The following is a 25531-nucleotide window of genomic DNA, read 5'->3' on the forward strand; positions in this document are numbered from 1 at the left end:
ACAGGAAAAAGTATAGAACCAAAGTAAATAGGGTCAAGCAAAAAGGGAAGTGTCCAACTAGTGGGCGCTTCCCTTTTTAGTGATTAATCATCATCTTCGTCAGCATCATCTTCGGTAACGGGATCGACTGGTTTTTGGACCGTGACCTCAAACCAATTGATAAATGAGTTTTCATAATCTAAGACTTTAAAATCAAAGTTGGCAATCTTGATGATGCTTCCCTTTTTCAAATTGGGCTCAAGATCGATAATATATCCAGCAATTGTGACGTTGTCCGCATCTTCAAATTCTTTGATGTCGGTCTGGAAGTAACGCTCAAAGTCGTAAGTTGTCATCTTCCCATTTACTTGGAAAGAGCCGTTTGGTTGCTTGAAGATGTCTTCAGTAGAAGAATCATCAATTTCATCACGAACGGTGCCAAATAACTCTTCGTAAATATCCTTATCAGTAATGATTCCGGAAGTTCCACCGTATTCATCCACAACGACCACAATTGGTGTTCGTTTCTTAATCATTTGCTGGAGAACTGTTGCGATTGGCGTTGTTTCGGGTGTCGTCGAAATATCACGTAAAAGGCGATCAATGTGCATCGTTGAATCGACCTGTGATTGACGAATTAAATCGTAGTTATAAACGTAACCTAAAATTTTATCTTTATCGCCATCGGCAACAACTGGCAAACGGCTGAATTTTTCCTGCAGGTAAACGTTGATTGCTTCCTTAACGTTTGATGTAATATCTAGGACGATAAGCGCAGTTCGGTCAATCATGATGTCTTTGGCAACTTTATCGTTTAATTCAAAGGCACGCTGCATGTAAACTAAATCATTTTGCTCAAGCTGGCCACCCTCAACGGCATTTTTAGAAAGGCTCAGGATTTCTGATTGTGAGAAAACCTCATCACTTTCATTTGCGACAGGTAGACCGATTAATTTAACAACGCCGTTTGAAGAAGCATTGAGTAACCAAACGAATGGGTAAAATAGGATATGGAAGAAGTGAAGCGGATTGGTAACAACTCTTAAAACCTTCATTGGCATATCAATCGAAATGTTTTTTGGAACAATTTCGGTGAAGACCACTTCTAAGTAAGTTAAGACCAAAATACCGACAACGGCACTAACGGCGTGCATTGTGGCGCCACCCGGATTTAAGTGGGTGATGTTCAACAAGTCCACCAAAATAGCCACAACGGTGGATTCACCTAACCAACCCATGATAATACCGGCAACCGAAACGCCGACTTGAGTTGTTGATAGGTATTCGTTCAAATTAGTAACCATCTTCAAAGATCGATTAAGACGTACAGATGGTTTGTCCAGCTGTTCCATTTTGTCTTGCAGTGCACTTGGCCGCGTTTGGACCAAGGCAAATTCGCACGCTACAAAGAACGCGGCAAACAAGAATGTGATTAACAATATAATTAAATTAATAACTATGTGACCACTATCCAAAAAAATCATTCCTCATTTCTTATCTCGTCATTATTATGTTTATCCTTCATTATACTGCTGATGACCTAAGATATTAAGCAGTTAAGTGAAATCGGCAAAAATAATTAGGAAAAAGGTCGGAAAATTTAACGTTTGCAAAAATCAGTGCTATGTTTGAGATGGAGTTAAATTAATAAGGAGATCTTAGACATGGCAACAAAAGAAGCTGTAAAAAAAGAAGAAGTCACTTTTAAGTATGATGATGCGGATGTTGAAAAGGGTGCCAAGATAATTGACGACCGTGGCTACATCACGAAAAAAGACTTTCCAAAGATGGATAATGCACTTTGGTCAGCTGGTTTTGAAAAGAAGATTGACGAGTACTTGTTAAACAAGGACGAGAGCCACTACATGTACTTTGAGAAGTTCGATTTTGCAGGTGGCACTATCGAAAATATCATCTTCGACATGGATAAGATTAAAACCCGTACCGCAGCGTTGAACCAATTGGGTGAGACACTGGATTTGAAAGTATTTTAAAATAAAAATTGAAAGTAAGTTAAAAGAGTAAAAAAAAGGGCCGGGACAAAACAAATGTTTTGTCCCGGTCCCTTTACTATTTCCGAATATTCTTGCTTAGTCGGGTTCCAAAAGGCTGCTTTCTCCGCCTAGCTACGATCAACAAACAATCCCAAGTGCAGGATTATTCGTTAATCTAGGCTGCGACTTGGACTGTCGTATTTCGACATAGTCCAATCGACATCGTAGCGAAGCGTAGTATGCTCAAAAGCAAACCGCCTTTTGTCTCACCCTCATTTTTTGCTTATTAACCATCCTCAGCATCTTCTTTTGAATCAATCAGCTGAATCTGAAATGTTTGACCATTTGCCTCAAAGGTTTCTGAAATCAAACTGTCCTTTTTAAATGGAACAATAATTCGGTCATAAATTTCATCGTCTTTATCTAGTAATTCCAAATGAATGCCGTACTGAATTTGGTAGAACGGACTAACGGCAACGTCATACTTAAAACTCGTGCCATCACGGTAACGGTAGGTTAGTAATTGATCTAGGATTAAGGGTAATTTTACGAGATGCACCATTAGTTCGGACTCCTTTCAACTTTACTATTGCCATTATAGCAGGTATTTTTGGATTACTTTTAGCACTCTTATATTTATAGTGCTAAATTCTTGCATATCTGACCAATACTGACTAATATAGAAAATGTAAAGAGATAAAAGAAATTGAAAGGGGTTTTTATTTATGGCTAACAGTTTAATGAACAGAGATTTCGGAATGTTTGATCCAATGGATATTTTCAGTGACTTTGATCATGGGTTCATGAAGGAATCCCAAATGAAGACAGATGTTCGCGAAACCGACAAGACTTATGAGGTTGCATCCGAGTTACCTGGCTTCAAGAAGGAAGACATTCACTTGGATTACCGTGATAATACCTTGAGAATTAGCGCGGTTAACAATTTGCAAAAGGATGAAAAGGACAAGAAGGGGCAGTTGCTTCGTCAAGAACGATCATCGAGTAACGTTGTGCGTTCCTTCTATCTTCCTGGCGTTGATAAAGACAATGTTTCCGCAAAGTATGATGGTGGAATTTTGACGATTTCCTTGCCAAAGGTAGATGGGCAAGTGGAAGATGATCACCATATTGAAATTAACTAGTAAGTGACAAAGAGCTGATCTGCAGATGCAGACCAGCTCTTTTTTGTTAATATTGCTTTCCTAATTCATAAACTAGTTCAGGTTCATTTCCCGTTCGTTGGTTCTTATTCAAGAGGTCAATCATCGTCATTTCGTCTTCAGTCAATTCAAAATCAAAGATGTCGATGTTTTCTTTAATTCGTTCTGGGGTCTTTGACTTCGGAATGACGGCGACACCTTGTTGAATTTCCCAACGAAGAATAACTTGGGCAACGGACTTGCTGTGGTGGGCCGCAATTTTAGCAATCATTGGGTTGTCGAGAACGGCACCACGGCCAAGCGGGCTCCACGCCTGCGTTGCAATTTTTTCTTGTTCATCAAATTTGACGAGTGGTTTGTTTGTCAAATAGGGATGCAGTTCAACTTGGTTAACCGCTGGCATTTCCTCAGCTTTGGTGGCCAATAGTTGCAAATGAACTTGCTGGTAGTTGGAAACTCCGATGGACTTGACTTTGCCATCTTTTTTCAACTGTTCCAGTGCTCGCCAAGTATCGAAAAATTGGGTCTGGATTGGCCAGTGAACCAGCAGTAAATCGAGGTGGTCAGTCTGTAGCCGTTTGAGCGAATCGTCAATACTGGCAATGGTTAAATCGTAGCCTTGGCTATATTCTGCAACCTTTGATGTGATAAAAATTTCATCGCGGGGAATCTGCAGATTAATGAATGATTGGCCTAAAAGGTCCTCATTTCGGTAAAGTTGAGCGGTATCAAATAGGCGATAACCAGCGTCGTACGCCGTTTTAATGGATTGATCCATTGTTTCTTGGTCAGTAAGAAGGTAAGTTCCGAAGCCAACGAGCGGCATCTTATTACCATCTTTTAGGGTGAGCGTCTTTTCAATTTCTGACATTATGCTTCCTCCAATAGTTGAATAGCACTATTATAACATTGAAAGCGCATTAACTAAGTTCCAAATTTTTGGTAAAACTAGGCGGAAATGGTGCGAAAACTTGTGATTATTGAGTACAATAATGGTAAAAGTAAACCGAGGTGACCTAGATGACCGAAGCAAAAAGCTTATCCTTAACCAATTTAGATCAAGGATTAACCGCAGATGAAGTTCAGCGGGCGGTTCAATCTGGTCAAAAAAATGCGCCAACCAAGCCCCTGACAAAATCGATTCAACAAATTGTCAGCGGAAACTTTTTGACGTTATTCAATTTGATTAACATTGTGTTGGGGGTTCTGATTGCATATACCGGCAGTTATAAGAACCTGTTGTTTTTGGGAATCGCCATTGTCAACACGGCGATTGGAACCTTCCAGGAAATCAGATCCAAGCGCCAAATTGATAAGATGACGATTCTGTCCGAAGGCAAAGTGAAGGTGCGACGAAACGGAGAAATAGTTGAGTTGCGGCGAGAAGAACTTGTTTTAGGCGATTTGCTGATTGTTGCGCGAGGTGATCAAATACCGCTTGACGGAATCGTTCGCACAACGAAGGGAATTGAACTCGACGAATCCCTCATTACTGGTGAACCTAATGCCATCAGTAAGCAAACTGGCGATCAAATGACATCTGGCAGCTTCATTGTTAGTGGGCAGGCGGTCGTTCAAGTAACGGCGATTGGTGAGAAAAGTTATGTTCATCAAATTACCGCGGCTGTCCAAACTGAAAAACCGCATGATAACAGCGTGTTACTCACCATCATCAACCGAATCATTAAAATATTGACCATTGTGATTATTCCCCTAGGCGTTATTTTATTTATATCAAAACAAATGCATGGCAGCTCGTTTAACCAGGCAATTTTGGGGACGTCTGCCGCAATGATTGGGATGATTCCAGAAGGATTGGTATTGTTGACCTCCGTTGCGTTAGCGGTCTCTGCAAGAAAGCTGGCCAACCGCAACGTGCTGGTGCGAGAATTGCCCGCTATCGAAAATTTGGCACGGGTGGATACGCTTTGTTTAGACAAAACGGGAACCATTACGAGTGGTAATTTAATTGTGGATCACATCATTCCTTTGGGAAGCGCTCATTCAGATACGGAAATTAAGACAATCATGGGCAGTTTTATTAATGGAATCGATGACCATAACGAGACGGCTGAGGCACTTAAAAGAGTCCTACCAGGAAAAACGGGCCAAATTCAAACCGTTATTCCATTTTCTTCTGACCGGAAATGGAGTGGGGCTGCGGTCAATAATCAGAATTACGTCTTGGGAGCACCTGAATTTATTCAGACTGATTTACCAAAAGAATTAGCAACGCGCATTATGAATTATTCCAAGGAAGGTTTCCGAGTTTTGTGTTTTGCCAGCACATCGGAATTAACCCCGACAAATTTAGGCAAAGTGATGCCGTTAGCGCTCATTTTGATTACGGACGAATTACGAGAAAACGCCAAAAACACGTTTGAATACTTCAATAACCAAGACGTTGCGCTCAAAGTGGTTTCCGGTGATAACCCAGTTACCGTCAGTAAAATTGCCCAAAATGCAGGAATTAAGAACACGGATAAGTTCGTTGATATGAGCCAGTTGGGAGATCAACCGGATTATGGCACGTTGGTTGCAACCTACACCGTTTTTGGCCGAGTTAAGCCCGAACAAAAGCAACAATTAATTGCTGCTTGGCAGGATCAAGGCCACAAGGTTGCCATGACGGGTGACGGTGTGAATGATATTTTAGCTTTGCGTCAGGCCGACTGTGGTATCGCGATGGCGAGTGGAAGCGAAGCCGCAAAGAGTATTTCTGACTTTGTTCTCATTCACTCCAATTTTGATGCAATGATTGCCGTTCTAAATGAAGGGCGCCGGGTTATCAATAATATTGAGCAAGTTGCGTCGCTATATCTCATTAAAACGATGTACTCCGTTGCACTGAGCCTCTTATTTATCTTCTTAAAGAGTGGCTACCCGTTTCAGCCGATTCAATTGACGCCGATTTCAACGCTGATGGTTGGAATTCCGTCCTTCGTGTTGGCATTGGAACCGAATTATGGCCGAATTACGGATCGATTTATGAAACAAGTAATGGAGGTCGCAGTTCCAGCGGCAATTTGCGTGGTTGGGTACATTTCAGTTATTTTCATCGTTGGTGGCGGGGTGTTTGGCTTGAAATATGCGCAAACCTCAACGTTGAGCGTCATTTTGACGGGGGCGGTTTGTCTCACTGCTCTGATCACGGTTTCAAGGCCACTCAATCGGCTAAAGGTTTTACTGCTGACGACGATGGCAACCCTCTTTATTATCACCGTTGTTTTCTTTAGTCACTTGTTCTCACTGGTCTCACTCTTCAATTTGGGATTAGCGATGCTTTACATTCCATTGCTGGTAACCGTTTATCCGATTTACTTTGTGGTACAGGAACTCTTGGGAAAACGCGTATTTAGTAAAATCAAATGGAAGACCATTAAATAATCATAAAATAGCAGATTACCTAGTGTAATAAACTAGGTAATCTGCTATTATTTAGGTAACAGCTAAAGGAGTGATTTTTTATGAAGGGTTATGAAAAATACCAACAGTGGGAACGGCAAATTCGCCAAGTTTCCCTGCCACACTGGTCAGAATTACCAAAATTTGATTTGTACATGGATCAAGTACTGGCATTTTTGAATGGCACGTTGGGGGCGCTTGGGCTTGAAACTGTGACGGCTCCTATGGTAAATAACTACGTGAAGCATAAAATTATCATCGCGCCAGTCAAGAAGAAATACCAAACGATGCATTTAGTCGACTTGATTATGATTAGCCTCTTGAAGCCAATGTTTTCAATGGAAACTATTCGATCGGGGATGGATCAAGTCACTGCGGGCGATTTTCCAAAACAGGCCTACGATAACTTCATTGATGCACTGAACGATAGCCTCGCCCATTTGGGTGAAGATCAGAAAGAGCCTCAGTCGTCTAACTTAAATCAAAAATTGATGCAGGTGGCGGTGGATGCAGTTGTTGATAGTATCCAAGCAAAACAATTATTGTCATTAATTGAGCGACCCTTGAGAAAAATAGATAAGGCAAAAAAATAAAAAATTTTATGATGAGTCCAACTTTATTGTTGGGCTCATTTTTTGTGTCAAAAGCCAGACAACGTTCAATCATTCACATAACAGCAAAGAAACCGCTTTCAAAAGTTATCACTTTTTATAAAGCGATACAAGTATTGATATAATAGTGTTAGATAGACAATAAAAAAATAAAAAAATAGTTCATCAAATTGGTTTACATTTTAAAAAGGTGTGATAATATAGAGAATGTGAAAAACATAACAAGAGAGAAAACAATTTATTGGAGGTTATTGATAATGCTAAAAGAGATTAAGAAGACCACAATTAAAATAGATAAAAATGAATCAGTTGACCAAATGATTGACCGTTTAACAAAGAAAGCCCATGAAGCCCTTTGTGCCATGGATGATTTTACCCAAGAACAAGTTGACCACATCGTTCACCAGATGGCGATGGCCGGACTTGATAACCATATGAAGCTTGCTAAACTCGCATACGCTGAAACTGGCCGTGGTGTTGTTGAAGACAAAGCAATCAAGAACATTTTTGCAACAGAAGAAATTTGGAACAGTATTAAAAATGACAGAACCGTTGGGATCATTAATGATGATCGTGAACGTGAATTAATCACAGTTGCAGAACCACTCGGTATTTTAGCCGGTGTGACACCAGTTACCAACCCAACTTCAACTACTTTATTTAAGGCATTAATTGCTGTTAAGACGCGTAACCCAATTATTTTCGCCTTTCACCCACAAGCTCAAAAATCTTCCGTTGAAGCTGCCCGAATCGTTGCCGAAGCTGCTGTAAATGCTGGAGCACCTGAAGGCGTTGTTCAATGGATTGATAAGCCAAGTATTGAAGCAACTTCAGCTTTGATGAACCACCCAATGGTTGCGTCAGTTCTTGCAACTGGTGGTCCTGGTATGGTTAAAGCAGCTTACTCAACTGGCAAGCCTGCTTTAGGGGTTGGTCCTGGTAATGGCCCAGCTTACATTGAAAAAACAGCCAAAATCAAGCGTGCTGTAAATGATATTGTACTTTCAAAAACGTTTGATAACGGAATGGTTTGTGCTTCTGAAAACAGTGCCATCATTGACGCGGACATCTACAAAGACGTTAAGGATGAAATGGAGAAACGGAAGGTTTACTTCATTAAAAAGGCAGACCACAAGAAATTAGCCGATGCAATGTTTGATACAAAGCGCGGCGGTGTAAAGGGTCCAATCGCTGGTATGTCAGCTGTTAAGATTGCTGAACTTGCTGGAATTGATGTTCCAGAAGATACAAAGGTCTTGGCTGCAGAAATTACCAAAGTTGGTCCAGAAGACTGGTTATCAGCTGAAAAGCTTTCACCAGTGCTATCAATTTACAAATCAAAGGATCACAAAGATGCCTTTAGATTAGCTAACGACTTACTTCACTTTGGTGGACTCGGTCATACGGCAGCCATTCATACGGAAGATGACGATTTAGCAACTGAATTTGGCATCAAGATGAAGGCAAGTCGAGTTCTTGTTAACACACCATCAGCAATTGGTGGGATTGGGAACATTTATAACGAAATGATTCCTTCATTAACACTTGGAACTGGTTCATGGGGTAAGAACTCCGTATCACATAACGTTTCCTCATTTGACCTGCTTAATATCAAAACGATCGCAAAGAGGCGGAATAACATGCAATGGGTTAAGTTACCACGAGTTTACTTCGAAAAGACGTCAGTTCGTTACCTTAACTCTATGCCAGGCATCAGCAAAGTATTCATCGTCGCTTCTCCTTCAATGATTGAACACGGGTACGTTGACAAAGTGTTAGGTGAGCTCAAACGCCGTCCTAATGAAATCGAATACTCACTCTTTGCCGTAACGGAATCAGATCCAACAACGGATACAGTAAATAAGGGAACTGAACAGATGCGGACTTTCCAACCAGACACGATTATCGCACTTGGTGGTGGTTCTCCAATGGATGCTGCCAAAGGAATGTGGTTATTCTACGAGCATCCAGATGCAAGTTTCTTCGGCGCAAAGCAGAAGTTCTTGGACATCCGTAAGCGAACTTACCAACTTGAAAAGCCTAACAAGGCCCAATTCGTTGCAATTCCAACGACATCAGGTACTGGTTCAGAAGTAACGCCATTTGCCGTCATTACTGACGCTAAGACCCACGTTAAGTACCCACTTGCTGATTATGCATTAACACCAGATGTTGCCATCGTGGACTCTCAATTTGTTCAAACGGTGCCAAAGCGTACGGTTGCGTACTCAGGTTTAGATACTTTAACTCATGCGATTGAATCATTTGTTGCCAACATGGCTTCAGATTACACGAGACCATTGTCACTACAAGCAATCAAATTAGTGATGGAAAACCTCACAGATTCATACAATGGTGATGCCCAAGCTAGAGAAAAGATGCATAATGCGGCTACTTTAGCCGGAATGGCATTTGCCAACGCCTTCTTGGGAGTTGACCACTCAATCGCCCACAAACTTGGTGGCGAGTTTGGCCTACCTCATGGTTTGGCAATCATCATCACCTTGCCACACGTTATTCGTTACAACTTCAAGGAACCTAAGAAGTTGACGATGTGGCCTAAGTACGAGTACTTCCGTGCCGACGAAGACTACGCAGAAATTGCGCGTTACCTCGGCTTGAAGGGCAATACGAAGGAAGAACTCAAAGAAGCCTTAGTTAAAAAAGTTATCGATTTAGCACACTCAGTCGGCGTCACCCTTAGCTTAAAGGCTAACGGCGTTGACAAAGCCCACTTCGATGCAGAAGTTGATCGTTTAGCTGAATTAGCTTACGAAGACCAATGCACGACTGCTAACCCTAAGGAGCCACTCATTTCAGAATTGAAACAAATTATGATTGATGAGTATGACGGTAAGGGTGTCGAAAAGTAAATTTTAAACAGAAAAAGCGTGCCATACTAGACGGGATCTAGTGTGGGACGCTTTTTGCGTACAATTTAAATTACGTTTGTGGGGTTGGTCTCTTTTATGATAATTTCAGTAATTTTTCTGCCGTTCCGTGAGCAATCTTTTCCCGGTCAGTTTCGCTGATTTTTGCGTTCATGATAAACGGTTCAATTTGATCAGTTGGTTCAAACGGATAATCCGTTGAATACATGATGTGATCAGCGCCCATTTGTTCAATGGCCCAGTTCATCATGGATTCAGTGAATAACCCACTTGGTGTCACGTAGACATTGTCCTGAAAGTATTCGGAAATTTTCCGATCTAGATTTTTAGCAACCGGTAAGATAGTTTCATCTAATCGTTCTTGGTAAAAGGCAGTTAACTCGCCCCAGTGGCCCATAATGATTTTTAAATTTGGATGACGGTCAAAAACACCTGCCAACATCATACGAACCACTTGAATGCCAGTTTCTGCATGCCAACCAAACCCTGGTGTGGCGAAGGCACCACCAGCTGCAAGGCTATACTGGTCGCTCAAGTATAGTGATTTGATAACGTCCGGTTTAGTAATTCCTGGATGAATATAAATTGGGACGTCTAACTTTTCTGCTGCTGCAAAAATTGGTTCAAAGAAAGGGTCATCTAGAAACTTGTTGAGTGTACGACCGTGAATCATAGTGCCCTTCAAGCCCAATTCATTAACAGCACGCGTCAACTCTTCAGCCGAACCCTCGGGATCCTGAGTTGCAATAGACGCAAAAGCAGAATAACGATCAGGATGTTGTGCAATAAGTTTTGCAGTTTCATCATTAGCTTGTTTGGCTAATGGTAACGCAACTTCAGGCGTCATACCCTCAAATCCCTCGGCAGATAGAACTTGCATAGTAATCCCATGAGCATCCATAAATTTTAACCGTGCATCCATGTCTTCGAACTGCTCGTCGGTGGCATTGTATTGAGCGAGACCGCCACCAAGTGCTTTGCCAATTTCAGGGTCGCCACCTTGGTGAGGATGAGTTGCGTTATAAGCTGCTAATTCTTTTTCAACACTGGGAATGTTGAAGTGTTCTTCAGTTGTAATGATTTTCAAAATTGTAAGCCTCCATTTTTACAGTAAAACGACCACTTTACCGAAACTGTCATGGCTATCCATAAATGCTTGGGCGTCACCGGTGTGTTCAAGATTGAACGTCTTAGTAGGTGTGACATCAATGTGATTATTTTCAATCAAGGCCAGTAAATCGTTAAATTTAGTTTCCGTTATAGAATCGGAACTAAAAGCGGTCATATAGGCGCCAGAAGGGATGCTGCCAATTGGCGAGAAGTCTTTTACGTCCCATTGACCACCAAGCTGTCCGGTAGAACACAGGATGCCATCCTCGTTGACCATGCGCATGGAATTTACGATGGTGAGGGCACCCACTAATTCCAGAATCTTATCGAAATGTTTATTGTCAGTTCGAAGCTCGTTGTCTCGATCCTCGATGACGTCATCAAAACCAACTGATTTTAGTTTGTCAGTTTTGGAAAGGTTACGGGTGGTTCCGATAATTTTAAGCGTGGGTTCCATTGCTTTAGCCAATTTAACGGCGGCAACACCAACACCGCTGGTTGCGCCACGGACCAACAAAGTTTCGTTCTTTTGTAGTTTTAGATTTAATAGAGAACCGTAAGCTGTGAAATAGGTTTCTGGCACTGCGGCGAAATCGGTCCAACTCAAATTAGTGGTCACTGGGTAAATATGGTCATTTGGTAGTAGGGCGTATTCTGCATAACTACCATCAAATGCACGGCCCATGCCACCCATGATTGAGGCAACTTTTTGCCCCTTAGGTAATCGATCGGGATCAGTTGTTTCAGCAATTTCACCAACACCTTCAATCCCTAAAATGCGGGGTAATTTAACACTGGGTGACCAACCATTACGGGTGAAGATTTCTGAGCGGTTTAGGCCAAAGCCCTTAATCTTAACCAATGACCAACCAGGTTTAACTTCTGGTGTGTCGACCTCTTGATACTTTAAAACACTAGCATCTCCTGGGGTACTTAATACGATTGCTTTCATAACTAAAAACTTCCTATATTAAATTAATTGATTAATGATAAAACCCGATCAATGTTCTGTTCAAAGACATCCTTGTCTCGAACGGCATTGGGTGCTCCCACGGTTACTAATGCTAAATTACCAATAATGAAGTTCAAAAAGAGTTGTTCATTTGCTTTAATCTGCGATTCATCAGTGGTGATGCTGCGAATGATGGTCGTCGATAGTTCTCGTAATTTGGTAATTTCAGCGACTAATTGAGGGGTGTGACCATAGGTGGTAAGACCGCTAATCATATCGGCAAATGGCATACTATTTTGCGTTGATGAAACAAAGTAAATCGCAAAACGCCGTAATGCATCTTTACCGGAATAGGGCACTAGTTCCTTGTACAACGATGTGGTGAGGCGTTGGACATACTCAGCAACGACGCCACTTTTGACATCTGCAATATTTTCAACGTAACGATAGAGGGATTGTGGTTGCACGCTTAGTGAACGGGCCAATCCGTTGTAGGTTAATTTTTCTAAGCCTTTTTCGCTAGCCAGCGAAAGGGCCTGATTCAGTACAATCTCGCGGCTAAGGTTTCCTCGTTTCAAAAAAATCATCTCCAAAATCAAAGGTTATTCTTGCTAAACTCATATCATGAGTTTATACTACATTTCATGAGTTAGCAAGATTCATTTATTTAAATACAAACAGAAAGAAGTCATTTATATGAGTTATTTAAATCGTGATGGTGCCAAGTTATACTATGAAACGGTTGGAGAAGGTCCCGTGTTTATCTTTATTCCGGGCGCAAATGGAACAGGAAATATTTTTGCAGGTGCAGCTAAACTAATGCAGGAACACTTCAAAGTGGTCATGTTTGATCGCCGTGGATACGGTAAGAGTGAATTAACGAAGCCACTTCCTGACGAAGCCAGCGAAATCGATAGTACTTACCGGTTAAAAACGGATGCTTCTGACGTTGCTGCGCTCGCTAAGGAATTGAGTCCAGACGAACCAGTTTACATTACCGGATCAAGTTCTGGTTCAATCGTTGCGATGGAGACGCTTCAAGATTATCCTGAAGTCGTTAAACAAATTGCTTTCCATGAGCCACCAATCAACAGTTTCTTACCTAACGCAAAGGAAGACCAAGCATCGAACAACGCAATCGTTAAGGCCGCTTTTGAACAAGACATGGGTGTTGCGATGAAGGAATTTGGGAAATTTATGCGAATTTCACCAATTGATGCCAAAATGATGTCGAAGCCAGCTGCAAAACTTGAAGGAAATGACGACCCAGCCGTCAAAGGGATGAAATACTGGTTCCAATACGAAATTCGTCAATACACCAGCCGCAAAATGGATATCGACAAATTAAAGCAGTATCGCGACCGCATTAGTTTGCTAAATGGAACGGATTCACGTGGCTCATACCCACAAGATGTTAATCAATTCCTAGCAAAGTACTGGGACGTGACAATTTATGATATTCCTGGTGCCCACCTTGGATACGCTCAGAAACCAGAAGGATTTGCGACAACCTTGGAAGCTATTTTCCGTTCAAAGAATTAGGAGGACAATTATATGACACATTCAAAAATCGATTTACACGCGCATTATCTATCCCCTGGATACAAAAAGTTTTTAAAAGAACAATTTAATGATATGGGGGATGGCGTCAAAACGCCAGACTATAGTATTGATACGACGCTAGAAATTATGGCGCAAACCAATATTGACTATTCGGTCATTTCAATCTCATCACCTCACATCAATACTGGTGAAAAGGGCAGCACGATTGAATTAGCCGAAGAGGTTAACGAATACGCCGCAACGCAACATCAAAATTATGCCGATAAGATTGGGTTCTTTGCCTCATTGCCACTGCCATACGTGGATGAGAGTCTTAAGGCAATCGACAAGGCGTTGGACCAACAGGATGCCGCTGGATTTACATTACCAACAAATAGTCGCGGCACTTACCTGGGTGATCCTAAACTTGATCCCATCATGCAAAAATTGAACGAGCGTCACGCACTAGTGGCTTTGCACCCAAATGCACCAGGGACAATCGATCAAACGGTAACGTCACAGATACCCGCACCAATTATGGAATTCTTCTTTGATACCACGCGGACTGTGTTGAACATGTTGCAAAATGGCATTTTCAAGCGTTATCCCAATATCAAATTCATCATTCCTCATGCCGGGGCCGTCCTACCCATTATTGCAGGTCGGGTCAAACTGGCGCAATCGTTGAATCCCAATTTGACGGATGACCAGGTAGACATCAACTCCGTGCTCAGTCAGCAATACTTTGATGTTGCTGGTGCCGTATTACCCCAACAATTACCAGCCCTATTGGAATTAATTGATCCGGACAGATTGGTTTACGCGTCCGATACGCCTTATACACCAACTCCAGCAGTCAAGATTTTATCAAATCAGCTGGAGGAAACTGGCTTATTGTCAGATGCTATGAAGGACAAGATATTTAAGACAAATGCCCAAAAGCTACTAAATTTAAAATAAATCTGAAAAGGACCTGACAGCGATGTCAGGTCCTTTTGCATGTAATACTACCAATTTCGAAACGCCTTTCCATTTCGACCAAAATCTTTGCGATAGAGGACAAAGCCAATTGCAGCAGTAATCACATCGGCAATGGGTTGGGCAACAATCACGCCCTGATAACCCATAATTGTGGCGACAATGAAGATGACGCTGACAAACACAATTCCTTGGCGCGATATTGACATGATGAACGCATCAAGTGGCTGATTAACTGACTGGAACATGGTGGTGAACACGAGTGAAATTCCGATAAAAGGGGTTGTAATCAGGAACCAACGCAGCATATAACTGGCGGCGTGAACAACTTCCTGATCATTCATAAATAAGCCGCACAGCATTGGAGCAATGGCAATCAGAATGAGGGCGATGACAAAGGCAAAGCCGGCATTCACTAAAATATCAAATTGAATAATTTTATTGAGGCGTTCTTTATTTTTGGCGCCATAATTATACCCAATGAGTGCCTGAGAACCGAAACAAAATCCGACCAATACCATGGTCACAATTGTTTCGATTTTTGTGGTGATACCAAAACCAGCCACTTTGCTTGCTCCGTAAGCAATTAAGAAATTATTCATGATGGCCGTTCCGAGCATTGTCATGAAATTGGTGACGGATGCTGGAATGCCAATCATGAGGACGTCTTTAATTTCAACAGATGGAATTCTCATTTTATGAATATTAATATGAATGTAGCGGGTTCGCCGGATGGTGTAGACAATTAAAATTGAATCGGTTACGAGATAGCCAACCACTGTGGCAAGTGCTGCACCGGCGGCTCCTAGGTGAAAGGTAAAAATAAATAAGGGATCTAGGAATATTTTTAAAACGGTTCCCGAGGCAGTCCCAAGCATGGATTCTTTGGCTAAGCCTTCCGTTCGCAGCGTATTGATTGGAACTAAGGAAATGATAATTAGGATTCCTGCTGCCGCCATGATTTCGTAGTAAATGGCCGCGTACTGATAGGTGGCTTGAGTGACACCTAACCAGCCTAAAACCTGCTGTTTAAAAATGAAGAGACAGATCGTCACAATGACGGCTAACACGGTAGCACCATAGAAGCAGAAACTATTAACCTTACCCGCTAAATCATACTTTCGTTGGCCCAGTAGTCGCGAAATGGCCGAACTACCACCAAGACCAAACATGTCACCTAGCGCAATCATCATTGAAAATAGCGGCGTACAGAGTGTAATCCCGGCAACAAGGTTCGCATTTTGCGTTTGGGCAACGAAGAATGTATCGGTTAGGTTGTAAATCATCGAAACGACAGTTCCCAAAACAACTGGCAATGCCAATTTAAAGTAGGCCTTGGGGATGGGGGCCTTTTCAAATAATTCTAAAATGAGATCATCACCTAACTTATTTCATAATAATTATTATCTTACCACTATTAGAAACGCTTGTTCAAAAGCGTTGGCGCCGTTTTTATTGGGTGATTATGCTATACTTTTCACCGATATAACTTGTACAGTCGGGGGACGTTATTATGGAAACAGCACCACAATCAACCAACTGGAAGTCGAACGTCGGCTACTTCTTGGCCGCACAAAACTTCTTTTTATTCGGATCATCATCCGTATACTTTGCAATTCTGTGGTATATCGCACTAAAGGCATCATCGGGGACTTGGATCATGCTCGCAACAATGGCAACAACGCTCCCGCAAATCTTAATTTCGCTATGGGCGGGGATTTGGGCGGATCAATATAATCGAAGAAAACTAATTATCTTATCAAGTTCTTTCGTGACAATTTTTACGATTGGGCTTGCGCTACTCTACTTTTTTGAGGTTCGAAGTCTGTGGTTGTTGCTTCTAATCGCGGCAATTCGGTCGTTGGGATCTGGGGTGCAAACCCCAGCCGGAAACGCACTACTGCCGGAGATCACACCCAAGGTTGAACTATCCCGTATGAACGGGCTGAATCAATTTATTAGTTCAATGCTCTTACTCATTTCGCCGATATTAAGTGGACTCATTTTGGGCAAACTTGGCATCATGTTTGTTTTCGTCGTGGATTTAGTGACGGCGACGACTGGGATTATTTTGATGGCACTGGTTCGTTTACACAACCAAGATCGCAAAGTAGTGGGTCACAGTGCCGTTCTACCCGGAATCTGGGATGGTATCAAATACACCTTTTCCCGCCAATACTTGCGAAACTTCATGCTGTTTACCGTTGTGGCATTTGCGCTCGTAGAACCGTCATCACAGCTATCCACGTTGTTTGTGAAACGGACCTTTGGCTCAGCCGTCTGGCGATTGACGCTCAACGAGTTGCTATGGACGATTGGGGCTTTGCTGGGAAGCCTGTACATCACCGCACACAAAAAATTACCAAATAAAATCCGACTCATCACCATTGGGTTTATCGGATCAGGAATTAGTTTTGCCGTCATGGGAATACCGGAACCATTCTGGGTCTACCTGCTCTTCATGTTTTTCTCGGGAATCTGCATGCCCATTATTCAAGCCTCATCCAATATTTTAATTCAAGAAAACGTGCCAAATGACAGACTAGGCCGGGTGTTCTCGATTCTCCAAATTTTGTCGACGGGGATCTACCCGATTGCCATGCTGTTGTATGGTCCTTTGGCGGATCAAATTGCAATCAAGTACATCCTAATTGCTACGGGGCTCATTTTAATCGTGGTCGGGTTTATGTTTTACAAACGTCTCTCAGGATTGGCGGATAAACTAGACGAACTGAAGTAGCTTTTCCTGATGATTTCTTAATGCTATCATTAGCTAACTTATAGTGGGATGTGACTTTATATGGAGAAGACCACGCTTAAGCAGCAATTAACAACCACACTTAGCAGCGCGCACCGAATGGCCTCCAAATTTGGCGGGCAACACCGCTTAATCTGACCCATAACCTCATTTATACGATTGATAGTGGTAAAATAACGAATATGATTTTTGTGCTGTTGTGGCATTAGAAAAGGCTCGCCAATTGGCGAGCCTTTTGCTTACTTCAAATCCCGTCTACGATAACCATACAACCCAACAACTAGCAGTATTGCGGCGACAATTAACATCCAGCTAAATGTAACGCCATTGAAATCCTTAAGCGGAACTTTTGGCACCCATGCAAATGGGGTAAACTGCTTGGCCCAATTTGGCATGTCTACCAAATTGCCTAGGTACATGGCAACAACCGCATAGACAATGTAGAGCCACATTGCGCTGCCAAACCGAGGGATGAAGCCAACAATGACGGCAGTAATACCAATCATGATGAGTAGTGCGGGAATAAAGGCGGCGAAGCTTGACCACAAAAGATCATAGCTGAGCTGATTTGCGGAATCCAAAACCGAATTTCCAGTCACAATCAGACTGCCAATTCCGACGAACCAAAGGAGAATGCCGCTAATAGCGCTAATGAGATAGTAGCTTAGGTACAAGCGGGTTCTGGATAGCGGCTTTGCGTGCAGCAACTCCAGCCACCCTTTGCCTTCGTCTGACTTCAATTTGAGCATGAGTTGAACACTCGGAATTGAAGAAACGATGACGATGATAATTGAAATAATAGCGATAAAATTGAGTAAAATTTGATGGCTGGCAGCGTTAGAAGCTCCCTTGGTGAATACCTGCTGCATGGTCGAATTACTTTTCAAAATTTGGCCAATATTTTTGAAGATGGAGCCGTAAGACGCGCCCAATGCTGCCACGCCGATAAACCAGGAAATAATGATGGTGCGATTTAAGCGCCACCCTAAACTGATTGGGCCGCGGAGGAAGCGAGACGCTGTGCGGCGGCCAGAATGTGTCGCGACCAGGCCACTACCGGTGTCCCGATGCTGATTCAGAAAAAAGGCCAGAATGACCAACACCATCGATAAAATCAACATGTAAATAAGCGGGAGCCAGTTATTATCCTGATAAGCGGACGTCTTTTCAATCCAGCCTAGTGGAGACCACCAAGTGTAGCTGGGGTTTTGAACGTCAGTCATCATTCTCACAATATAGAAAATGCCAAAAATAAGGTAAGACCACATCGTAGCCCCGCTTGAGTGATCAGAAATTTGAGCCATAACCATGGCAATGGCACCAAACATGAAGCCAACGACACCAAGTGAGAGACCTAGCAGAAAGTCGCCGGTTAACTCACTACCGTTCATGTTTGCAAAATAAAGACCGAGGGATAGAAGAACCCCAATCACTAAGTTGTACAGGAAAATTTCCCAAGTCGATGCCGCCAATGAAGCCAGTTTTCCAGTTGATTTAGCCCTAAGTAGCTCCGTCAGGCCGCTATCTTCCTCGGACCGAGTGGCCTTAACCGTAATCGCAATATTTAAGACAATCATGACAATTGCCATGAAGAGGGTCATTTCGTTTGCAAAAACGTGGGCGGTATCAATTGAATTTAGCGGATAGCTAAAGGTTCCAAACATGGCGACCATGGATCCCTCACGCAAAGTGGGCATAATCGAGTTAATTTCTGCGGTGGTTCCATACATATCCGTAAATTTGTAAGCAATTGTGGTCATGAGAATGACGATAATCGCGAACCACAGACAAAGTTTCAACCAATCACGACGCAAACTTACTCGGAACAAAAAGTTGGTTTTATTAAACAGATTCGACATTTTGCTCACTTCCTTCATCGTAGTAACGGAGGAACAAATCCTCAAGGGTGGGCGGTGTGCTTTGTAGGCTCGTAATGCCATGGCCTGAAAGGTAAGTCATAATGGTTTCCAACTGGTCGGAGTCAGCGGAGAAAGTGATTTTAGTACCTGTATCTGCTGACTGCGGATTATGAACGCCGGGTTGTTGCGCCAGGTCACTCATTTCTTTTTTCGTTGAAACGGTGATGATTGTGCGAGTTAATTGTCTCATTTCATCTAAACTGCCGGTTTCAATAATTTCTCCTTCACGAATAATCGCAATGCGGTCACACATTTTTTCGACCTCTGACAAAATGTGACTCGAAAGCAGAACTGATTTGCCAGCCTTCTTTAGGGCTAAAACGTGACGTTGAAAAATTTCTTCATTCAACGGATCTAGTCCAGAGGTTGGTTCGTCAAAAATGAAGAAGTCTGCATTGGTGGAAAGTGCAGCAATCAAAGCAACTTTTTGCCGATTTCCTTTTGAATAAGAACGGGCCTTCTTGGATGGGTCTAAGTTAAATTCTTTGATGAGTGCATCGGTTTTTGCTGAATGGGATTCATTGCCCAGTTTTAAGAATAAATCAATAATTTCGCCACCGGTCATGTTTGGCCAAAGATAGACATCACCAGGAACGTAAGCGAGCCGGTCGTGAATGGTGACACTATTTTTCCAAACATCGTCCCCAAAAATAGTTGCGGAACCGCCACTTGGTTTCAGAATTCCCAACAGAGTTCGAATCGTGGTCGACTTTCCCGCACCATTTGGGCCAATGAAGCCGAAGACCTCCCCAGGTTTCACTTCAAAACTAATATCCTTTAATGCGGTAAATTTACCGAATTTCTTTTGTAAATGGTCAATTTTTAATACTGACGATTGAATTGTCATTGCAATCCCCCTCCTCCTAATTTCGCCATAATCATAAGTCTAGATTGTGGGGAAGTCAACAAAAAAGTGAAATATATTTTTAAAATATTTCACCCTTATAAATCCGATTAAATTAGGAACTTAAACTAAAAAGTGAAATATAAGTGTGCTATAATTTCACTGTATGGAATACGAAGGTGGCAATTGAAATGGCAACACAACAAGAACGAAAAAAACAGCGACGAAATCAAATTAAAGCTGCCGCACAGAAATTATTATTTGAAAAGGGATATCAGGCAACCAGCATTGCGGATATTGCGAAAGTTGCCGAGATATCTCCAGTGACCTTGTATAAATATTTCGAAAGCAAGGATCAAATTGGTGAGGAAATTGTTCTCAGCTTGATTAATGATGGCTATGCGGACTATCAAAAAATGATTGATAATGAGAAAATTTCGTTTGAAGATCTCATTAAAATGATGATGCGTGGCGGTGTGGGGATGACTTCAAACATGAGCGTTGGTTTCTACAAATTCATTGTTAAGGAACTGCGCGAAAACGAGACAGTGAAAGCAGCCTACAATGATCGAAAGGGTTACTTTTGGAATTCATTAATCAAACGGGGCAGGGATGCTGGCTTAATTAGTCCGACGATTTCTAACGCGGCCTTGATGGTTTATTTAGATATGTATATTCAATATGCACAGAATCCCATCAATAAGGACCAGTATGAAGCCCATTCAGAAGTGATGTTGTCGATGTCGGAGGAGTTAAATTATTTGTTCTTTTACGGGTTTATGGGAGTGCCAAAGGAAGAAAATAAAGAATAGCGTATAAAAAACGACTGAAACTCCGAAATGAGCTTCAGTCGTTTTAATTATTCACCCACCTGTACCGAACTAATTCCGGTTTCATCCAAAGCGGTTAAGAATTGACGGGTTTCCTCGACACTTAGGTGACCAGGTAGCGACGATCGTTTTAAATCAGCGAACGTTGCCGCACTGTTGAATGATCGCCCCGATAGACGGGTAATCGTTCCCATTGGGCCTAGCGCAACCGATACTAACGGCTGATCAATCGTTTCACTCGCCGTTAGTGTGGCTTCCATTAGGTTTAGAATATCACGATGTTGATTTGGTTGAACGGCCAGTTTGATGAAGTCGACTTGTTCGTTTGCCATTTGACCCAACACGTCTTTCAAGTCGACCAAACTTGGCGTTTCTTTCATATTGTAGTAGCTTTCCAAAACGGGGACGTTATTAACCGTTGCCAAATTGTGGAGCTGCTGGCGAATGCTAACGGGGCGTGACCAGTTTAGTTCAACGGCGTCCGTCACATGGTTGCTGATCAGTTGGCTGGTCAGTTGCTGATAAGTAAGATCATCGATGTGTGCATGACCGCCTTCGCTTTTATCCCGGAGCGAAATGACAAGCGGAAGATCTCCCAATATTTGCTGAAGTTTCTCGGCCGTTTCGCGGATTTTTTCTGAATCATTGACGTCATCGAAATAATCGAGTCGCCATTCGACTAAATCGGCACTAGTGGACAGGATTTGTCCAGCGAAGGCAATCACTTCACTAGCTGATCGTTCTGAGATTGGAACGCATATTTTTGGTAATCCCAGACCTAAGTATAATTTTTTTAACTTTGCAGGTTTCATCGTGTTTCTTCCTCCATCATATCAAAAAATGATATTGTTCTCATTTTTAAAACTAGCATTATTATTCTTATAACACAAGAATTATAGCTAGTTTCAGCAGTTAATTTTCAATAAGGGTTGACTATAAATGAGAATAGGGTTAAATTTAATCTAATCAATTTTAAAGGAGAACTTTCAAATGACTAAATCAACTCGCTATTATTACTATTGGTTTATCTAGTGTTTGTGCCGCGGAAGGTGCAGACACTTGTTTGCATCCGATGCGGCCAATAGTTGATTTGGAAAGATCTCTTGGTCTCGCAGACGATTTATGGAAAGAAAATCTGCAGGCCACACAGCCGTCTTTAATTTATAAATGTGTGAATCCCGCAGAATAATCTGCGGGATTTTTTTAATTCAAAATGGAGGGTTTCAAAATGAGATATGTCACTGCGGGAGAATCCCACGGACCAGCGCTAACAGCCATCATCGAAGGGTTGCCAGCTGGATTAACAATTAGTGAAGCACAAATAAACGAGGACTTACATCGACGTCAGCAAGGTTATGGGCGGGGAAATCGCCAAAAGATTGAGTCCGACCATGTTGAAATTTCATCCGGAGTTCGCCACCAGTTAACCATTGGATCACCAGTAACACTCCGAGTTGTAAATGATGATTTTCGCCACTGGCAGGAAATTATGGATCCCAGCAGTGAAGCTACTGCAGAAAACTCAGTTCGTAAGGTTGAGCGGCCCCGTCCCGGTCACGCCGATTTAGTGGGCGGAATGAAGTATCGCCATCACGATTTACGAAACGTTTTGGAACGTTCGAGCGCCCGGGAAACAACCATGCGGGTGGCCGTTGGGAGCGTTGCAAAGCAATTATTAGCGCAAATTGGGGTTGAAGTTTTAGGATTTGTTCGCCAAATCGGACCAGTCAGCGCGGATCCCACCAAGCTAAATACATTTGCTGATTTAGCGGCTTTAAAGGTCGCCACTGATCAAAGTGAAACGCGCACATTCGATTCTGACGCAGAAACCAAGATGAAAGTTCTGATTGATGAGACCAAAAAAGCCGGCGATACGCTGGGCGGCATCGTTCAGGTCCTAGCAACTGGCTTACCAGTTGGGCTAGGAAGTTACGTTTCCGCAGAGACAAAAATGGACGGCAAATTAGCACAGGCAATCATCGGTATCAACGCGTTTAAGGGCGTGGAATTTGGTGAAGGATTCCAATTTGCTAATCATCCAGGTAGCGAAGGAATGGACGAAATATTTTGGCAAAAGGATCAGGGCTTCTATCGGGAAACCGACCACCTTGGCGGATTTGAAGGTGGGATGACAAATGGCATGCCGGTTAACATTAAAGCGGTGATGAAGCCGATTCCGACTTTATACAAGCCGCTACGAAGCGTGGACATTAAGACGAAGGAAGCCTATAAGGCTAACGTTGAGCGTTCCGATACGACGGCGGTCACCGCGGCGGCGGTAGTTGCGGAAGCGATGACGGCAATCACATTGGCAGAAGCGGTCCTTGATAAATTTGACGCCGATTCAATGGCACGATTACAGGAACAACTGACTAATTACAATGAAGAAATTAAGAATTTCTAGGAGGAATTTGAATGGGACATACACTGTTAACGAATCAGCGCAATTTGACTGGGACCATTCAGGTTCCTGGCGACAAAAGTATTTCTCACCGAAGCTTGATGTTTGGTGCAATCAGTGAAGGCAAAACGGTGGTTGATAATCTCCTGTTTTCGGAGGACTGCTTGCATACTTTGGCGGCATTACGACAACTTGGGGTTCCAATTCAGGTGGATGAAGCACATCAGCACGTGGAAGTAACCGGTGTTGGTCTTGACGGATTACAAGCCACAAATCAGCCACTAAATATGGGAAATTCGGGGACGTCAACCCGGCTATTGATGGGGCTACTAGTGAATCAACCATTTCCACTGACATTTGTCGGGGATGGGTCATTAAGTCAGCGTCCACTCAAACGGGTGACTGATCCCCTCCAACTGATGGGTGCAAAATTCGAGGAAAATGAGGGACATTTACCCATTACGATGGCCCCAAGTAAGGGACTAAGCGCCATTACTTACAAGCTCCCAGTCGCAAGTGCGCAGGTGAAAAGTGCCATTTTGCTGGCGGCAATTCAAGCGGATCAACCAAGTGTATTGGTCGAAAAGACAGTCACGCGGGATCACACGGAACGAATGCTTCAACGATTTGGTGGCGAGATAAAGCGAGAAGGGTTAACCCTTACGGTGACGCCTAAACCTCATTTAACTGGGCAACACATCACGGTTCCGGGAGATTTCTCCTCAGCAGCATTTTTCCTCGTTGCTGGTCTGTTAGTTCCCGACAGTACCCTAGTTTTAAAAAACGTGGGGCTAAATCAAACGCGAACCGGGCTGCTCAAGTTATTAAAATGCATGGGTGCGGTTATCGAAATCTCGGAACGCGCCGATGATTCTGAACCAACAGCGACGCTAACCGTCCATCAGCAAGCCCTACACAGGATCACAGTTGATGCGAATGATGTGGCTCTAGCCATCGATGAGATTCCACTGGTTGCGCTGTTGGCAACCCAGGCAACGGGTCAAACGGTGATCACAGGTGCTGAGGAACTTCGATTTAAAGAAACCGACCGAATCAAAACGGTTTCTGAAGAGCTTAATAAATTAGGTGCACACATCGCACCGACAAAAGATGGCATGGTGATTGAAGGCCAGACACCGTTGAAAGTTATCGGTAAGCAAAACGTTGACAGCCATGGCGATCATCGGATTGCGATGATGCTGGCAGTGGCGGCACTCATCACTGAAGGTCAGGTCGACTTGCAGGATGCAGAAGCAGTTGCCGTTTCATACCCAACGTTTTTGACTGAATTGGAACGACTTTGTGGAGGTGTCATCGCATGACACAACTGATGATTGTTGGCCTGGGTGAAATGGGGGGCTCACTGGCTGCCAGCCTCAAGGCCAAAAAAGTGGCCGTCGACATTACGGGCGTTGATCAAAACCAGCAGTCACTCACGGTTGGCCTTTCGAAGGGCTGGATTGATCAGGCTGGAACGTTGGCTGACGCGAGTGAAATGGACTTCATTGTTTTGGCCACACCAGTTACAATCATTCGCCAAACGTTAGCCCAACTCGCAAAGCAGCCACTTAAATCAACGGTAGTGGTAACTGATTTGGGAAGTACCAAGGGTCAAATCACCCAGATTGGCGATCAATTGGGGGCACGTTTCATTGGTGGCCATCCGATGATTGGTAGCCAAAAGGCGGGAATTGAAGCGGCGGACGCAAAGTTGTTAGTCGGCTGCCAGTACTTTTTAACGCCGACCACGCCGACCGTCGCAATGGTCAAATGGCAAACGCTACTAACGCCACTGCAAATTAGCTGGCACATCATGAGCCCTGCTAATCACGATCAAATGATGGCAACGCTGAGTGATTTGCCACACGTTGTCGCCGCGACTTTGGCAGTGACAGCCAGTGAGACCTTCCAGGATGATGCTAGTAAGTTCAAACTCGCTGCGGGTGGTTTCAAAGATACGACCCGAATTGGCGCAGCAGATCCAACCATGTGGCGCGATATTCTTTTATCAAATCAGGAGAGTACGTTAGCGGAGATTGACCATTTTCAAACTAAATTAGCAAAACTAAGGGAAGCAATTGCGGCAAATGATGGACAGGCAATCATGGACTATTTTAAACAGGGTCAGGCCGTCCACAACAAATTGAAGGAGTGATT

22 protein-coding genes are annotated in these 25531 nt (G+C 43.0%); 12 read left to right on the top strand and 10 right to left on the bottom strand.

Features of this window, described 5'->3' with window-relative positions:
* Positions 1-83: 83 nt before the first annotated feature.
* Entirely contained in the window at positions 84-1463 is a 1380-nt protein-coding gene (locus tag FD44_RS03715; RefSeq protein ID WP_010620463.1) for a hemolysin family protein, read from the bottom strand.
* Between the two features lie 180 nt (positions 1464-1643).
* On the opposite strand from FD44_RS03715, the gene FD44_RS03720 reads away from it, so the two are divergent.
* A complete protein-coding gene (locus FD44_RS03720; RefSeq protein ID WP_010620462.1) occupies positions 1644-1973 on the top strand; it encodes a hypothetical protein in 330 nt (109 codons plus the stop codon).
* A gap of 286 nt (positions 1974-2259) precedes the next feature.
* Here FD44_RS03720 and FD44_RS03725 read toward each other — a convergent pair whose 3' ends face one another.
* Positions 2260-2535, bottom strand: coding sequence for a hypothetical protein (locus tag FD44_RS03725; RefSeq protein ID WP_010620461.1), 276 nt, complete (start codon positions 2533-2535; stop codon positions 2260-2262).
* Positions 2536-2698: 163 nt separating this feature from the next.
* Here FD44_RS03725 and FD44_RS03730 point away from each other — a divergent pair, with 163 nt between their 5' ends.
* Positions 2699-3115: an Hsp20/alpha crystallin family protein gene (locus FD44_RS03730; protein ID WP_010620460.1), complete on the top strand. Its 417-nt coding sequence runs from the start codon at positions 2699-2701 to the stop codon at positions 3113-3115.
* 46 nt (positions 3116-3161) lie between these two features.
* Here FD44_RS03730 and FD44_RS03735 read toward each other — a convergent pair whose 3' ends face one another.
* Positions 3162-4004, bottom strand: a complete 843-nt coding sequence (locus FD44_RS03735) for an aldo/keto reductase (protein ID WP_010620459.1) — start codon at positions 4002-4004, stop codon at positions 3162-3164.
* Between the two features lie 149 nt (positions 4005-4153).
* Here FD44_RS03735 and FD44_RS03740 point away from each other — a divergent pair, with 149 nt between their 5' ends.
* The 3 genes from FD44_RS03740 to adhE all read left to right on the top strand — a co-directional run bounded on the left by FD44_RS03740 (position 4154) and on the right by adhE (position 10022).
* On the top strand, positions 4154-6520 hold the full coding sequence (locus tag FD44_RS03740) for an HAD-IC family P-type ATPase (RefSeq protein WP_010620458.1): 2367 nt from the start codon (positions 4154-4156) through the stop codon (positions 6518-6520).
* 80 nt (positions 6521-6600) lie between these two features.
* Entirely contained in the window at positions 6601-7131 is a 531-nt protein-coding gene (locus FD44_RS03745) for a DUF1836 domain-containing protein (RefSeq protein WP_010620457.1), read from the top strand.
* 275 nt (positions 7132-7406) lie between these two features.
* On the top strand, positions 7407-10022 hold the full coding sequence (gene adhE / locus FD44_RS03750; protein WP_010620456.1) for a bifunctional acetaldehyde-CoA/alcohol dehydrogenase: 2616 nt from the start codon (positions 7407-7409) through the stop codon (positions 10020-10022).
* A gap of 94 nt (positions 10023-10116) precedes the next feature.
* Here adhE and FD44_RS03755 read toward each other — a convergent pair whose 3' ends face one another.
* Genes FD44_RS03755 through FD44_RS03765 form a run of 3 tightly spaced genes read right to left on the bottom strand, consistent with a single transcriptional unit; the run spans position 10117 to position 12680 of the window.
* Entirely contained in the window at positions 10117-11127 is a 1011-nt protein-coding gene (locus tag FD44_RS03755; RefSeq protein ID WP_010620455.1) for an amidohydrolase family protein, read from the bottom strand.
* A gap of 18 nt (positions 11128-11145) precedes the next feature.
* A complete protein-coding gene (locus tag FD44_RS03760; protein ID WP_010620454.1) occupies positions 11146-12102 on the bottom strand; it encodes a zinc-binding dehydrogenase in 957 nt (318 codons plus the stop codon).
* A gap of 23 nt (positions 12103-12125) precedes the next feature.
* Positions 12126-12680, bottom strand: a complete 555-nt coding sequence (locus FD44_RS03765) for a TetR/AcrR family transcriptional regulator (protein WP_010620453.1) — start codon at positions 12678-12680, stop codon at positions 12126-12128.
* A 118-nt stretch (positions 12681-12798) separates the two neighbouring features.
* Here FD44_RS03765 and FD44_RS03770 point away from each other — a divergent pair, with 118 nt between their 5' ends.
* Positions 12799-13644, top strand: coding sequence for an alpha/beta fold hydrolase (locus FD44_RS03770; RefSeq protein WP_010620452.1), 846 nt, complete (start codon positions 12799-12801; stop codon positions 13642-13644).
* A gap of 12 nt (positions 13645-13656) precedes the next feature.
* A complete protein-coding gene (locus tag FD44_RS03775) occupies positions 13657-14604 on the top strand; it encodes an amidohydrolase family protein (protein ID WP_010620451.1) in 948 nt (315 codons plus the stop codon).
* A 47-nt stretch (positions 14605-14651) separates the two neighbouring features.
* Here the strand turns inward: FD44_RS03775 and FD44_RS03780 are convergent, their stop codons facing one another.
* Complete coding sequence (locus FD44_RS03780; RefSeq protein WP_029327605.1) at positions 14652-15992, bottom strand: MATE family efflux transporter; 1341 nt, start codon at positions 15990-15992, stop codon at positions 14652-14654.
* Between the two features lie 143 nt (positions 15993-16135).
* Between FD44_RS03780 and FD44_RS03785 the strand changes: the two genes are divergently transcribed.
* Positions 16136-17362: an MFS transporter gene (locus tag FD44_RS03785; RefSeq protein WP_010620449.1), complete on the top strand. Its 1227-nt coding sequence runs from the start codon at positions 16136-16138 to the stop codon at positions 17360-17362.
* 257 nt (positions 17363-17619) lie between these two features.
* On the opposite strand, the gene FD44_RS03790 is transcribed toward FD44_RS03785, so the two are convergent.
* Positions 17620-19239 carry an ABC transporter permease gene (locus FD44_RS03790; RefSeq protein ID WP_010620448.1) on the bottom strand — a complete coding sequence of 540 codons (1620 nt, stop codon included), beginning with the start codon at positions 19237-19239 and terminating at the stop codon, positions 17620-17622.
* Entirely contained in the window at positions 19223-20146 is a 924-nt protein-coding gene (locus FD44_RS03795) for an ABC transporter ATP-binding protein (protein ID WP_010620447.1), read from the bottom strand. Before FD44_RS03795 ends, FD44_RS03790 begins: the two co-directional genes overlap by 17 nt.
* Before the next feature lie 188 nt (positions 20147-20334).
* Between FD44_RS03795 and FD44_RS03800 the strand changes: the two genes are divergently transcribed.
* A complete protein-coding gene (locus FD44_RS03800; protein WP_010620446.1) occupies positions 20335-20955 on the top strand; it encodes a TetR/AcrR family transcriptional regulator in 621 nt (206 codons plus the stop codon).
* A gap of 47 nt (positions 20956-21002) precedes the next feature.
* Here the strand turns inward: FD44_RS03800 and aroD are convergent, their stop codons facing one another.
* Complete coding sequence (gene aroD, locus FD44_RS03805) at positions 21003-21785, bottom strand: type I 3-dehydroquinate dehydratase (protein ID WP_010620445.1); 783 nt, start codon at positions 21783-21785, stop codon at positions 21003-21005.
* A 416-nt stretch (positions 21786-22201) separates the two neighbouring features.
* On the opposite strand from aroD, the gene aroC reads away from it, so the two are divergent.
* The 3 genes from aroC to FD44_RS03820 are packed head-to-tail and all read left to right on the top strand — an operon-like array spanning position 22202 to position 25529.
* On the top strand, positions 22202-23377 hold the full coding sequence (gene aroC / locus FD44_RS03810) for a chorismate synthase (protein ID WP_010620444.1): 1176 nt from the start codon (positions 22202-22204) through the stop codon (positions 23375-23377).
* A gap of 11 nt (positions 23378-23388) precedes the next feature.
* Entirely contained in the window at positions 23389-24696 is a 1308-nt protein-coding gene (aroA, locus tag FD44_RS03815) for a 3-phosphoshikimate 1-carboxyvinyltransferase (protein ID WP_010620443.1), read from the top strand.
* Positions 24693-25529 carry a prephenate dehydrogenase gene (locus tag FD44_RS03820; RefSeq protein WP_010620442.1) on the top strand — a complete coding sequence of 279 codons (837 nt, stop codon included), beginning with the start codon at positions 24693-24695 and terminating at the stop codon, positions 25527-25529. The genes aroA and FD44_RS03820 overlap by 4 nt, the downstream gene beginning before the upstream one ends.
* The last annotated feature ends 2 nt before the right edge of the window (positions 25530-25531 follow it).

Source organism: Secundilactobacillus malefermentans DSM 5705 = KCTC 3548 (assembly GCF_001436395.1).
GTDB lineage: Bacteria > Bacillota > Bacilli > Lactobacillales > Lactobacillaceae > Secundilactobacillus > Secundilactobacillus malefermentans.